The sequence below is a fragment of the Butyricicoccus sp. AM05-1 genome (genome assembly GCF_003474415.1).
In the GTDB taxonomy this organism is placed as follows: Bacteria; Bacillota; Clostridia; order Oscillospirales; family Butyricicoccaceae; genus Agathobaculum; species Agathobaculum butyriciproducens.
Map to the genome: position 1 here is coordinate 1 of NZ_QUDG01000004.1, position 14291 is coordinate 14291.

The 14291-nt window shown below is 54.8% G+C and carries 10 protein-coding genes; 7 read left to right on the plus strand and 3 right to left on the minus strand.

Annotated elements, in window-relative coordinates; translation table 11 throughout:
* The first annotated feature begins 248 nt into the window (after positions 1 to 248).
* The 3 genes from DW088_RS07410 (at position 249) to DW088_RS07420 (ending at position 5520) form a co-directional block, all read left to right on the plus strand.
* Positions 249 to 1100, plus strand: a complete 852-nt coding sequence (locus DW088_RS07410) for a transketolase (protein WP_118360246.1) — start codon at positions 249 to 251, stop codon at positions 1098 to 1100.
* A gap of 14 nt (positions 1101 to 1114) precedes the next feature.
* The gene (locus DW088_RS07415) at positions 1115 to 2086 is read left to right on the plus strand and encodes a transketolase family protein (protein WP_118360247.1); all 972 of its coding nucleotides are present in this window, start codon (positions 1115 to 1117) and stop codon (positions 2084 to 2086) included.
* A gap of 296 nt (positions 2087 to 2382) precedes the next feature.
* Complete coding sequence (locus tag DW088_RS07420) at positions 2383 to 5520, plus strand: S-layer homology domain-containing protein (RefSeq protein WP_118360248.1); 3138 nt, start codon at positions 2383 to 2385, stop codon at positions 5518 to 5520.
* A gap of 501 nt (positions 5521 to 6021) precedes the next feature.
* Here DW088_RS07420 and DW088_RS07425 read toward each other — a convergent pair.
* The 3 genes from DW088_RS07425 to DW088_RS07435 form a co-directional block, all read right to left on the minus strand.
* Positions 6022 to 6708 (minus strand): PHP domain-containing protein, encoded by a 687-nt coding sequence (locus tag DW088_RS07425; RefSeq protein WP_118360249.1) that lies wholly within the window; start codon positions 6706 to 6708, stop codon positions 6022 to 6024.
* A 140-nt stretch (positions 6709 to 6848) separates the two neighbouring features.
* A complete protein-coding gene (locus DW088_RS07430) occupies positions 6849 to 7871 on the minus strand; it encodes a LacI family DNA-binding transcriptional regulator (protein ID WP_118360250.1) in 1023 nt (340 codons plus the stop codon).
* A 133-nt stretch (positions 7872 to 8004) separates the two neighbouring features.
* A complete protein-coding gene (locus DW088_RS07435) occupies positions 8005 to 8883 on the minus strand; it encodes a PfkB family carbohydrate kinase (RefSeq protein ID WP_192924436.1) in 879 nt (292 codons plus the stop codon).
* 268 nt (positions 8884 to 9151) lie between these two features.
* Here DW088_RS07435 and DW088_RS07440 point away from each other — a divergent pair, with 268 nt between their 5' ends.
* The 4 genes from DW088_RS07440 to DW088_RS07455 all read left to right on the plus strand — a co-directional run bounded on the left by DW088_RS07440 (position 9152) and on the right by DW088_RS07455 (position 14224).
* A complete protein-coding gene (locus DW088_RS07440; RefSeq protein WP_118284896.1) occupies positions 9152 to 9925 on the plus strand; it encodes an HAD family hydrolase in 774 nt (257 codons plus the stop codon).
* A gap of 1 nt (position 9926) precedes the next feature.
* On the plus strand, positions 9927 to 11759 hold the full coding sequence (locus DW088_RS07445) for an ABC transporter permease (protein WP_118360251.1): 1833 nt from the start codon (positions 9927 to 9929) through the stop codon (positions 11757 to 11759).
* A gap of 36 nt (positions 11760 to 11795) precedes the next feature.
* Positions 11796 to 12923 (plus strand): ABC transporter ATP-binding protein, encoded by a 1128-nt coding sequence (locus DW088_RS07450; RefSeq protein WP_118360252.1) that lies wholly within the window; start codon positions 11796 to 11798, stop codon positions 12921 to 12923.
* A gap of 65 nt (positions 12924 to 12988) precedes the next feature.
* On the plus strand, positions 12989 to 14224 hold the full coding sequence (locus DW088_RS07455) for an ABC transporter substrate-binding protein (protein WP_117751211.1): 1236 nt from the start codon (positions 12989 to 12991) through the stop codon (positions 14222 to 14224).
* Positions 14225 to 14291: the final 67 nt, after the last annotated feature.

Consider the following 14291-nt stretch of genomic DNA (forward strand, 5'->3'; position numbering starts at 1 on the left):
CAGTCCAACATGGAAATGAAGAAGGAACTGGCGAAGAAGATCGCGCGCATTGGCTAAAACATAAAGTAAATTCTGTGAGAACTGCTGCATAAGGAAGGTCTGACGGTTCCATGTCAAAATGGAGTATGTCTAACCGGCAGACCGATACGAAAGCGGCAATATCACCGATAAAAACTAACAAGACCCGTCCTTTTTATTGCGGAAGGGCGGGTTTTGTTCTGCAAACCGTAATTTCAAGGAGGAAAGCAATGGATAAGCAAAAACTGCACGAGCTGCGTGTGTTTGCGGCGGAAATCCGTCTGGAAACGCTCAAGGTGATCGCGTCGCGCGGCTTCGGCCATGTGGGCGGCTCGATGTCGATGGCGGATGCTATGGCGGTGCTGTATGGCGAGGTTATGCATATCGACCCGAAGAATCCCCGCTGGGAGGACCGCGACTGGTTCGTTCTGTCCAAGGGACACGGCGGCCCGGTCATGTATGCGACGCTCGGTCTCAAGGGATATTACCCGATGGAGAGCGCGTACACGCTCAACCAGCCGAACACGAATTTCCCGTCGCATACCGACCGCAGCAAGACCATCGGCGTTGACCTGACGACCGGCTCGCTCGGTCAGGGCATGAGCGAAGCCATCGGCGCGGCGCTCGGCAATCGTGCGCAGAATCGTCCGAGCCGTGTTTACGTTGCCGTAGGCGACGGCGAGTGTGACGAGGGTCAGATCTGGGAAGGAGCGCAGTTTGCCGCACACTACAAGCTGGATAACCTCGTTTGTCTCGTGGATAACAACGGCCGTCAGCTGGACGGCGCGGTTGCCGACGTTATGAGCCACGGCAAGGGCATCGGCGCCAAGTTTGACGCATTCGGCTGGAATGTTATTGACGTAGCCGACGGCAACGATGTTGAGCAGATCTATAACGCACTCGAGCAGGCGAAGGCGTGCAAGGGCAAGCCGACCTGCCTGATCCTGAACACGGTAAAGGGCAAGGGCGCAACCTTTGCCGAGCCGTCCGGCGCACATTCTTCGCAGCCGACCAAGGAGCAGTGGGATGAAGCGATCGCCGCATCCGAAGTCGCTCTGGCTGCAGTGAAAAACGAAAAGTAAGGGAGGGGAATACAATGAGTTTTACTTTGATCGGCAAGCATGAAAAGGACAGCCGCGCCAACCGCGACGGCTATGTAGAAGCCATGCTCGAAATGATGGCGGAGAACCCCAAGCTGATGCACGTTGACTGCGACCTGATGGGCTGCATCAACACCGGAAAGCTGCTGAAGGCGTTCCCGGCCCAGACCTTTAACGCAGGCATCGCGGAGCAGAACGCCATGGGCGTTGCCTCCGGCATGGCCGCCACCGGCCTGACCGTATTCGCGCACTCGTTCGGCTGCTTTGCTGCCCGCCGCATGTTCGATCAGGCATTTCTGGCAGCAGGCTACTCTGAACTGCCGGTGCATGTGATCGGTTCCGACCCGGGTGTCTGCGCAGCGTTCAACGGCGCAACCCACATGCCGTTTGAGGACTGTGCGCTGTACATGAACATTCCGAACGCGGTCGTTATCGACTCGTGCGACTTTGCACAGACCAAGGCACTGACCAGGAAGCTGGCTGCCTGCGGCAGTCCGTCCTACATGCGCCTGATCCGCAAGGGCTTCACCACCGTGTATGCGGACGGCTCTGATTTTGAGATCGGCAAGGGTGTTACGCTGCGCGACGGCAAGGACGTAACCATTATTGCCTCCGGCATTCTGGTAGACGAGGCACTCAAGGCAGAGGAGCAGCTGGCAGCAAAGGGCATTTCCGCCCGCGTGATCGACATGCACACCTGGAAGCCGCTTGACGAGGAGCTGGTGCTCCGTGCGGCTGCAGAGACCGGCTGCATCGTCACCGCAGAGAACCATCAGGTCGGCACCGGTCTCGGCTCTGCCATCACCAACCTGACGAGCGCAAAGAATCCGGTTCCGGTGGAGCGTATCGGCATCCAGAACCGCTTCGGTCAGGTAGGCCCGCAGGATTTCCTTATGCAGCAGTATAACCTCACTGCAGAGGATATTGCGGCAGCAGCGCTGCGTGCCATTGCCCGCAAGCAGGGATAATTACAGAAAAGCTCCCGTTGGAACGGTTGATCGGTTCCGGCGGGAGCTTTTCTGCGCGCAGCAGCGGACACGCGTTGAGGAAGAAATGCATAATTTTTGCTTGAAAAGATTGGTGAGAAGTGAGATTGCTTTTCTGACGGAACAGGGATAGAATTATAAGTACAAGTTACGCAAACGTTTGCGAGAAAGAAAACGGAATGCATAACCACACGAATCTGTTGCACGGGGAGGAGGAATGAGATTTCGCTGCAGAATCGGGAAAGAAACAGAATTTTAAGAAAGAGGGTCCGAGATACATGAAAAAACGCATACTCAGTTTGGCGCTGTCTGCTGCAATGGCTTTGACGATGCTCCCGACGGGAGCCTTTGCTGCCAGCGACAAGGGAAAGCCGCCGGTATATAATAAGGCAACAGGCTGCTATGAAATCTCTACCCCGGACCAGCTGCTCTATCTGTCCGGCAGCTGGAGGGACGGCGCTCCCCGCGATGGACATTATGTTTTGACTGCCGATATTGATATGACCGGCGTCAAAGGATTTAAGCCGATTGCTTCCAAAAAGGATCAGGGCTTTACCGGCACATTTGACGGTCAGTTCCATGCGATCAAGGGACTGCGCGTAGAATATGAAAAGAAATATGCCGGCCTGTTCGGCTATGTCGGCAATCAGGACGATCAGGCGTATATCAAGGATGTTGCGCTGCTCGACTGCTACGTTACCGGTCAGCAGAACGTCGGCGCGCTGGCAGGCGTCAACTACGGTACGATTACCGGCTGTGTTGTCACCGGTGAGGTTAAGTGCCTGGATCTGTCCAACTCGCACACCGCAGGCGGTATCTGCGGCAAGCTGAAGGAGGGCGAAGGCCCGATCGTCGGTCATGTTGAGGACTGCTACGTCAACGCAGACGTTTCCGCTCCGTATGATGCGGGCGGCGTTGCCGGCATTCAGGACGGCGGCGGCTATCTGGCACGCTGCTTTGCAGCCGGTACGGTCGATACCATCGCAAAGAGCGGCACGGTAGGTCATGCGGGCGGTATTGCAGGCTCGTTCAACGCCGGTGAAACGCTCAAGGACAGCGTTTCTGCACAGACCGTTATCAACGGCGTTGCGGACGTGGATAAGATCGTCGGTCAGCTCGACGACGAGGCAGCTACCAACATCACCGGCAATATTGCATGGGAGGGCACGCTGCTGTCCGGCAACGAGCCGACCGAGCAGCCGATTAAGTGGGAGGATGTTTCCGCCGCAAAAATGCAGGATAAGTCCACCTATGAAGCACTCGGCTGGGATATGAGCAAGGTTTGGGACTGGAGTGCCTCCGGCAAGCAGCCTGTTCTGCGCGGCTATGATGCCTCTATCTTCCCGGCAGTGGATTACACCGTCAGCGGCACGCGCATTATCTCCCGCGCGCTGAACACCGCACCGCATAAAGGCAAGGCCGAGGTCTCTGCCCGCATCGTCACCAGCGACAAGGTACAGAGCGCGACCCTGTACTACGGCTATGATTCTTCCAAGGTCGATACCGCTGTTGCCATGAAGGAATCGAATGGCACCTACACCGCTTCTCTGCCGACCGATAAGACCGGCGATATGTTCTACTATATCGAGGTTAAGACCGACAAGGAAACCGTAACCAAGCCGTACACCAAGTCCGAGCCGATCGTGCTGAATATTGATGACGGCAAGGTAAAGGGCGAACCCGATCAGATCACCATTACGCCGGATACCAAGCAGGGCGGCCTGCGCTTCAGCTGGCTGACTGACCCCGCTGTCACCAAGAGCGTTATTCAGTACAAGGTCAAGGGCACTTCCAAGTGGGAGAGCAAGTCCGGCACCTCTTATGTAGAATCCGTAACCGCAGGCTATAAGGAAAAAGCCGCACATCGTGTGGAAATCACCGGCCTGAAACCGTCTGCCGAGTATGTATACCGCGTAGGCGACGGCGGCAGCTTCATGAGCGAGGAAAAGTCGTTCACCGCACCGAAGTCCGCTTCGGATAAGAATTTCAGCGTTATCTTCTACTCTGACCCGCAGTCTGAGTCCGTAGAGAACTACATGAGCTTCAAGGATTCTATCGATCAGGCACTCAAGATCTGCCCGAACCCGGATCTGATGATCTCCGCAGGCGACACCACCCAGAACGGCTATAAGTCCACCGAATGGGAGGCATGCTTTGACGTTATGGGCGATTACTACGCCAAGTATCCGACCGTTACCGTTGCGGGCAACCACGAGATGAAGGGCGACTGGAATTTCGTATCGTTCGCACAGCGCTTCAATATGTCGGGTGCGAACACCGGCTATCCGCAGTTCGACCGCACAATGGGCTACTTTGAGTACGGCGACGCGATCTTCGTAATCCTGAACGGCGAGGTTACGCCGGCCGACAAGAAGGCAGAGATCATGAAGAAAGAGCTGCAGTGGTGCAAGAGCGTGCTGGATGCTTCCGACAAGAAATGGCGCATCGTTATGACGCACGCAGGCCCGTATACCTCCAACCATGATCCGATGGATGTACGCGACTATTATATCAACGACAGCGAGTATTCGCTCGACGCAATGGGCGTTGACCTGTTCCTCAACGGCCATGACCACATCTATATCCGTTCCACCGTGAAGAACGACATTAAGGTCAATACCGGCGACGGCACGACCTATCTGACCGGCGGTACGGTAGGCAACAAGTTCTACGAGTACATTCCGGCTCGTTCGGACTACTCCACCGATTTCTACACCGATGAAGAGGATAAGCAGGTATTCTCCATCATCGAGTTCAGCGAGAATTCCATCAAGGGCACCGCTTACCAGAAGCAGGATGAGGACAACTGGAACAGCTTCAAGGCAGTGGACAGCTACGAGATCCGCAACACCCTGCGCGAAGGCAAGGACGCAGAGGACTTTACCGATATTCCGGCAGGCGCATGGTACTATGATGCGGCGCAGTATGTCACCAAAAACGGTCTGCTCTCCGGTGATAAGGCTTACGAGTTCGGCGCGAACAAGGCGCTGACCCGTGCACAGGTCGCACAGGCACTGTACAATCTGGCAGGCCAGCCCAAGACCAAGCTGACTGACAGCTTCAGCGATGTTCCGGTAACGCATCAGGCTCGCACCGCGATTGCATGGGCAGAAAAGACCGGTATCATGCAGGGTGTCGGCGGCGGCAAATTCTCGCCCGACCGCAGTGTGACCCGTCAGGAGGCAGCAACGCTTCTGACCCGTCAGCGCAAGCTGAGCGGTGAGGATACCGCGGCAGACAGCAGCATCGTCAAGCAGTTTACCGACGGCAGCACGATTGCCGACTGGGCAGCAGCAGGCGTAGCCTACTGTGCAAAGACCGGTCTGGTGCAGGGCAAGCCGGGCAAGGTATTTGCGCCGAAGTCTACCATCACCCGTGCGGAGATGGCGACCATCATGCAGCGCATTGCAGCATGATCCTTTGAAAGATAAACCATAAACGGGGGCGCAGCCGGCGGCTGTCGCTGCCCGGAACAGAAAAAACTCCGCAAGCGTTTTCGCTTGCGGAGTTTGTGTTTTCTGAGGAGCAGCTTACTTGCGGCTGGTGCGGTGTGCAGTGAACAGCTTAGTGGTGCCGGGATCGCAGGACAGCTCAAACATAGCGGTGTTCATCAGAAACTTGGAAAAATTCTTACGCATTACAATTACCTCAATTCAGTCTTGTTTTTTTTACTGATGATATTCTACCAGATTATTTTGTGCAAAACAAGCGCAAACGTATACGGAATATACAATGAAATAAAAATACTTTTATGCAGAATGAACAATCGAAAAGGCAAACTGCATGAAACAAGAAGAATAAAAGGTGAAATACAAACGGAAAACGTTTGCGGTGCATCGGGAATAAAGCGTGATGTACGACAAAAAAACTGCTGTTGCGTTGGGGCAACAGCAGCTTTTACATGGTATCGTTTTGTCTCAATCCTCGGTGCATTCGGGACGGATGATGGTATAGTTGCCCGAACGCAGCAGATCTGCAAGACCGAAGCTGTCTTCGGGGAGGGTGTCGGACAGAATACCGGTCGTACCCTGATCGCCGGGACGGTGGCAGTCCGAGCCGGCCGTCATGATGAGATGATGCTCCTTGGCATAGGCCAGCGCAAGATCGTTATGGCTGTCATGGCGGGGGTTGAGGTTGAGCACCTCGATGCCGTCCAGATATTCAGCCGGAGCGGGGGTGCATTTTTTGCGGAACGGGTGTGCCTGCACGAGCAGTGCGCCGTCTGCGCGGTATTGCGGGGCAAAGGCCGCCAGACCCTCGCGCATGACGCGATCCGGATCGGCCAGCAGGGCATCGTGAAAGCCGTACAGCAGGTAATCATTGTCCGATTCATCAAAACGCAGTTCAGCACCCGCATACACGCGGATATTGTATTTTTCGGACACTTTTTTCAGCCGGTGATAGCCCTGCAGGAAGGCCTGCGTTTTACTGCCGGGGGTGGTCAGATCAATTTCGGCATAGTCGAAGCATTCGCGGTTGTAGTGGTCGGTGACGCAGATCGCGTCATAGCCGCACGCGGTATAATACTTCATAATGGCCTCCGCGCCAAGCCAGCCGCAGCGGGAGATGTAGGTGGTATGCAGATGGGTTTCAATGCGGTACATAAGCTCCTCCTTTTGGTGTATGAGAATGCCGCAGAGTCCTGCGGCATTCTCAATCAGCAGCGCTGCGGTTGACCTGTTGGTGTATTGTGTGTGATAAAAGGGTTAAGAGAGAAAGGCGGTCGGTGCGCAGTGCTGTGGATTTATTTTTTTGATGCGCGGCATGAGCTGCGCGAAACCAGTGTCGGACGAATCATGCGGTGCGTGAACTCGTCCTGCGCATCCGAATCAATGATGCGCGTGAGCAGATCAACGGTGGCTTCTGCAAGAAGCTGCTTGCGTTGATCGACGGTGGAAAGCTCGATCTTTGGCAGTGCGGAATAAATGATGTTGTCAAAGCCGAGCAGGGAAATATCATCGGGGACAGAGATGCCGTATTCGTCTGCTGCCTGCAATACGCCGAGCGCCATGGAATCGGTCGAGGCGAAGATCGCAGTGGCGGAACAGCCGTTTGCGAACAGCTCCCGGCTGAGTGCACAGCCGATGTCGATCGAGGAGCAACCATGCGGATTGTCGATGACCTGCGGGGTGATACCTGCTTTTTCCAGTGTTTCGGTAAAGCCGCGCAGACGAAGCTGGTGCGTCAGGCTGTTGGGGCGGTTGCCCAGATAGACAATGTCACGGTGGCCGAGTTCCAGCAGATGCTCTGCTGCCAGACGGCCGCCTGCCAGATTATCAATGCAGACCGAGTTGACCTCATCGCCGCTGACGAGTGCCGGCGTTCCGAGCAGAACGGCAGGCAGTCGGGGAGCGAAATTCTGGATCATGGTTCCTGCATCCTGCTGTGAGCTGGCAAGGATGATGCCGTCAACCTGATGACTGATCAGGAAACCGAACAGCTCTTCGGTCACTTTGGGATCATTCTGCCCATTGCACAGGATCACGTTGTAGCCGAGGCTGCGTGCGTGCGTTTCGATGCCGAGAGAGAGTTCGGCATAGAACGGATTGGTCACCTCGGGAACGATCAGGCCGATGACGTTGGTTTTATTGCAGATCAGACTGCGTGCGAGTGCATTGACACGGTAGCCCTCCCGTCGGCAGATTTCCAGGATCCGCTGGCGGGTTTGCTCGCTCAGTTCAGGCGAATTGCTGAGTGCGCGGGAGACGGTAGAAGTCGAAACACCGGCAATGCGGGCGATATCTTTGATGGTAATGTGCTGTCGCATAGATGCCGCTTCCTTCCCATAGTAGTTTTAATAAGAATATAATACCGTATTTGCCGGGGAAAGACAAGGATAACGGCAGAAGGCGGGAAAAATATCAGATATGTTCCGGGTGCCGAAGCGGTTCCGGATGGACTCAGGCGTAAAATTCCTTGATATAGTCGAGGACAGCCTGTTCGGGACCCTGCAGCGGACCGGGGGTTTCCATTTTGAGCGAAACGGCTGCGGTAGCGAACAGCAGCGCATCCGGGATGGAAACGCCCATCATGCGCTTGGCAAGATAAGCACCGAAGGTAGTATCACCGCGTCCGGTACGGCCGGACAGATTGCGTGCCTTGACCGGGCAGGTATAATAGTCCTTGCCGTCATAGACCAGCATTTCGCTGTTGTGCGAGATCAGGATCTCCTTTGCGCCCCATTCATAAAGCTGCTTGGCGGCAGCGCGGCGGTCGGTCAGACCGGTGAGGATCTCGGCTTCTGCCGCATCGGTTTTGAGAAAATCAAAATAGGGGAGATAGGTCAGCTTGTCTTTCCAGTCATGGAAGTTCATCAGGCCGTTTTCGTTGTGTCGGAGAAATCCCTGAATATCTGCGGATACCTTGCCTTTTTTGGAAAGCGCGGGGATCAGCTCGTTGGGGAAATCGCCGTACAGCAGACCGGCCAGATGATACAGGCCGCAGTCCACATCGGGGATCTGATCGGGAGTGATGGCATCCGACTGTGCCAGGCATTCGGCCTTGCGGCGTTCACGGTCGGCGGTGAAGTAGGTGTTCTGCATCAGGGTGGTGCATTGGGCGGGCAGCACGGCGATATGGTCGCTGTCCAGATGAAATGCATCCAGTACATCGGTATCGTCCGGATGGATCTTGACTGAAGCGAAAAGGTTTGCGGAAGCGGCTGCGGCAGCGTATGCACAGAAGAATACAGCGCCGCCGATTTCGCGGACTTCCTGACCGGTATAGTCGATATTGATGTCCCGCGTGGCGGGTCCGATCAGCATAAGATCATATTTCATACGAATCCTTCTTTCTCATTTCTACGGAAACGTTTGCGTTGATTACAGTATACGGGAATGTGGAGAGAAAAGCAACTGTGCATAATTAACGAAAACACCTGGATGTAAATTGTGAATATCATAAAACTTTGATAGGAGAATGTGATTTTTTATTGACATAGCCGGGAGATAGTGGTACGGTTGAATCAGGAAATGAAAACGTTTGCGTAAAACGTGATGCAAATGAAAATGCAGGAGTAAAGAAAAAAGGGAAGAGAGAGGAGTTGTTATGATACAAGCTGTTTTCTTCGATATTGGAGGAACCGTACATACACAGGACGCTACCCCGGAGAGTGACCGCGATTATATCCGCCGACTGTGGTGCTTCCTTCATATGAATCATATTTACACAGCAGAAACGCCGGAGCAGCTTCTGGAGCACATCAATGCAGGCGCCAAAGCATACAAGGCCTATACCGAACAGGAACTGATCGAGCTGCCGCCGGATGTGATCTGGCAGAAGTTCTTCCTGAAGGACTTTGACATTCCGGCAGAAAAACTTGCGGGACTGGGCGAGGAGCTCTGCTACATGTTCGACCGATACCGCAAGCACATCGTCAAACGCGAGGGGCTGAAGGAAACGCTGGAGGCTCTCAGGCAGCGCGGGTATCGGCTGGGTGTAATCTCCAACATTATGAGCACGACCTTCGTACCGCGCATTCTGGAGGAACACGGCATAGCGCAGTATTTTGAAACGATTACGATGAGCAGCGTCTGCGGTATCCGCAAGCCGCGGCCGGAGATTTTCGAGATCGCGCTGAACGAAATGAGAATCGGGAAAGAACAGGCGGCCTACGTCGGAGATACCATCTCCCGCGATGTGCGCGGCGTGCGAAACGCCGGATGGCCGCTGATGATTCAGATCGATAACCCTCGCATTTATCACAAAGACGAAAAGTACCGCGGCATGGGGTATGAGCCGGATGTCAAGATCGGCTCGCTGCCCGAAGTGGTGACCGCGGTGGAACAATACAATCGGAATTTGAAGGAGGGGCAAAACTGAAATGAAACCAAAAGATCAGAACTACTCCAAATCCAGAAGGTTAAAGAACCAGATCAAGGCGGTTGTCACCAACCCATATAACCTGATCGTGCTGATCGCGATCGTGCTGCTGACCTACTTGATCGTTCTTCCTCTGCTGGATATGATTTCGACCTCGTTTACGCTGGCACAGAAGGATGCACGACTGGCGGGCGGCACAGCGGGATCGTTCACATTGTATTACTGGCAGCGCCTGCTCGGCAGCGCACTGACCAAGCAGATGCTGCTCCAGCCGCTGCTCAATTCGCTGCTGATCGGTGTCTGCGTATCGTTCTTCGCGATCCTGATCGGATCGGTTCTTGCATGGCTGATGGTCCGCACGGATCTTCCCTTCAAGCCGTTCTTCTCGCTGGCAGTTATCATTCCTTATATGATCCCGAGCTGGTGTAAGTCGCAGGCTTGGCTGACCATGTTCAAGACCGAACGCATCGGCGGTTCGCCAGGCTTCCTGATGAGTCTCGGCATTAATGTTCCCGACTGGCTGGCATACGGCCCGGTCGCGATCATCACCGTGCTTTCGCTTCATTATTACGCATATGCGTATCTGCTGGTTTCCGCAGCACTGAACTCCATCAACTCCGAGCTGGAGGAGATGGGCGAGATCCAGGGCGCAGGCAAGGCGACCATTCTCCGCAAGATCACCTTCCCGCTGGTACTGCCGGCTATGCTTTCCGCCGTTATCCTGACCTTCTCCAAGGCGATCGGCACCTTCGGCGTTATCAACTACTTGGGCTCCAAGGTTAATTTCGTGACCCTGTCCAGCCAGCTGTACATGAACAGCAAGTCCCAGAATACCCAGACCGCGTTTGCCATGGCACTCATCATGATCTGCATCGCTTCGATCTCGGTATTCGTCAACCAGAAGCTGATCGGCTCGCGCAAGTCCTACGCCACCATCGGCGGCAAGGGCGGCCGTTCCACCCCGATCCGTCTGGGCAAGCATAAGCTGCTGATCACGGCCGTGCTGTTCCTGTTCTTTGTTTTCGGCATCATCATGCCGATCGCACTGCTGATCCTCGAGTCCTTTATGCTCCGGCAGGGCGACTACTCGCTGTCCAACCTGACGCTGCACTACTGGATCGGCGATCCGATCGCAACGGTAATGGAAGGTCAGCCGGGTATCTTCAAGAATGCTAACTTTATCAATTCGCTGATCAATTCCCTCAAGCTGACGTTTGTAAACGGTGTATTCGGCACCATCTTCGGTCAGATCATCGGTTATATCTGCGCCAAGGGCCGCGGCAAGCTGCACGGCAAGGTCGTAGAGCAGCTGGTATTTATTCCGTATCTGATCCCGTCCATCGCATTCGGCGGTATCTTCCTGTCGATGTTCTCCCGTCCGCAGCAGCTGTTCGGTGTAACGCTGGTTCCGTCCCTGTACGGCACGTTCGCCCTGCTGACCATCACCTCTGTTGTAAAGCATCTGCCGTTCGCTTCCCGCGCCGGCACCTCCAATATGCTGCAGATCGGCGGCGAGCTGGAGGAAGCAGCCGAGATTGCAGGCGCAGGCTTCTTCAAGCGCTTTATTCGCATTGTATTCCCGCTTTCCAAGGGCGGCTTCATTTCGGGCTTCATGCTGATCTTCGTTTCCATTATGAAGGAACTCGATCTGATCATCCTGCTGATGACCCCGAAAACCTCCACGCTGCCGTATTTGGCATTCCAGTATCAGAACAGTAACTCTCCGCAGGCTTCTGACTGCGTGGCAATCGTCATGTTCTCCATCGTATTCCTGGTATACGCACTGGCGAATATCTTTGGCGACGCAGATCTGGCGAAGAGCATGGGCGGTTGATCCGCATGGTATAACCGGAAAAAAGGAGTTTGGAAAATGAGCAAAATTGAACTGAAGCATATTGATAAATTCTACGGTAAGAACCACATTCTGAAGGATGTAAACCTCACGATTGAAGACGGTGACTTTATGACGCTGCTCGGCCCGTCCGGCTGCGGCAAAACTACCACGCTGCGTGTAGTATCCGGCTTGGAGAAGCCGCAGAACGGCACCATTCACATGGACGGCAAGGAAATCGTCAACGCTGCGGAGGCTCATTTCGCGCCTCCGAGCGAACGTGACCTTAACCTGGTATTCCAGTCCTACGCATTGTGGCCGCATATGACGGTGCGCGAGAACATCGCGTTCGGTCTGAATATCCAGAAGCTGCCCAAGGATGAGGTAGATCGCCGCATCAAGGATGCCCTTGGACGAATGCAGATCGGCCAGTATGTAGACCGTTACCCGTCCGAGCTGTCCGGCGGCCAGCAGCAGCGTGTTGCAATCGCCCGCGCTATCGCTTCCGAGCCGCATCTGCTGCTGATGGATGAGCCGCTGTCCAACCTGGATGCAAAGCTCCGCGTGGATATGCGCAGCGAGCTTAAGCGTCTGCACACCGAAACCGGCACGACGATGATCTACGTTACCCACGATCAGGTCGAGGCGCTGACCATGTCCACCAAGATCGCGATTTTCCGCGAAGGCATCATCATTCAGGTGGCACATCCGCTGGAGCTGTACAACAACCCCGCTAATCTGTATGTGGCAGACTTTATCGGCAACCCGCGCATCAACTTTGTTGACGGCAAGGCAGAGGCTTCCGCTTCCGGTCTGACAGTAAACAGCGTGCTGGGTCGGATGACATTCCCGGCTGATCATCTCAAGGACGAGAATATGCCGCAGGAAGCATCGTTCGATGCAGTGCTCGGCATTCGTCCGGAGCAGATTGCCATCAACACCTCGCGTCAGTCCCCGTCCGACATCGAAGCGCATATTTACACCTCGATGCCTGCCGGCTCCGAGACTCTGGTCACCGTCAAGGTCGGCGGCGTGAGCATGGTCATCAAGGCACTCGGCATTACGCATTACAACCCGGATCAGGTGGTCTATCTGTCGATCGACACCACCAAGATCAACGTATTTGATAAGAAAACCGAAAACCTCATCAAGTATTCGGTTGAATAAGCACCATACCATCCATTCGCACTTTCACAAGAAAAAAAGAGAGGAAACTGAAGGAGGAAAAACAAATGTTACAGCACAAGCGCACTTTAGCAGGTATTCTGGCAGCAACGATGATGTTCTCGCTGACCGCGTGCGGCGGAGGCGGAGCGACGACGGATCCGGGCAGCGATGCCGCGCAGGATCCGAATGAGGCAGCGGCAGCGGGCACGCTCCAGCTGAGCGAGTGGGAAGAGTCCTCCGGTATCTTCAACACGGATGAGACCGATGAGGAACTGTACGAGAAGGCGAAGGAAGAGGGCAAGGTAACCATCTATTCGATTTCCTCTCGTATCACCAAGGTCGCCAATGCCTTCATGGAGAAGTATCCCGGCGTTGAAGTAGAGCCGTTCGATATTTCCACCAACGAGCTGCTGGAAAAGGTTACCCGTGAGTATGATGCCGGTCAGCACGTTGCCGATGTGGTGCATATCAAGGATCAGGACGGTACGCTGTACAACGAGTATATTCTGCCGCGCAAGTTCTATAACTACAAGCCGGCAGATATCCTGTCGCACATTGATGAAAAGTACACCAAGACGCAGACCCCGATGTATGTCGAGCTGACGCAGCTGTTCTACAACAGTGAAGCCTATCCGGACGGTTCTCCGGTGACGAATATCTGGCAGCTGACCGAGCCGGATTGGAAGGGCCGTGTCATGATGCAGAACCCGCTGGATAATCTGGCATGGGGCTCCTGGATCACCGGTTTCTGCGTAGGCGATGTTCCGGATGAGCTGGCTGCTTCCTACAAGGAGCTGTACGGTAAAGAGCTGACGCTGTCCGACGGCTGCGAGAACGCAGGCTATGAGTTCCTCAAGCGTCTGCATGACAACGAACCCATCTTCACCTCTTCTTCTGACGAGATCGCGGAAGCTGTAGGTACCAAGGGTCAGACCAATCCGCCGATCGGCTTCTGCGCTTCCTCCAAGCTACGTAAGAACGAGGATAACAACTGGTGCCTCGCTCCGGTAAACCTCGAGCCGACCACTGGTATCCCGCAGATCAACACCCTGTACGTTGTCGGCGAGTGCGAGCATCCGAATGCTGCCAAGCTGCTGGTCCGCTTCATGATGGGCGGCGCAGACGGCGATGTATCCGGCTACAAGTACTTCAATACGCTGGGCGGCTGGCCGGTACGCGATGATATCGAACCGGCTGAGGGTTCCACCCCGTACAGCGAGCTGCACGTTTCTGATTTCAATGTTACCGATATCTATGAGAACATCAACCCGGTTCGTGATTTCTGGACGCTGCTCGGCTAAGACGTAATCAAAAGAGAAAACGATACGGACGCCGGAGGCTGAAAAGCCTTGCCCGGGTAGTAAAAAC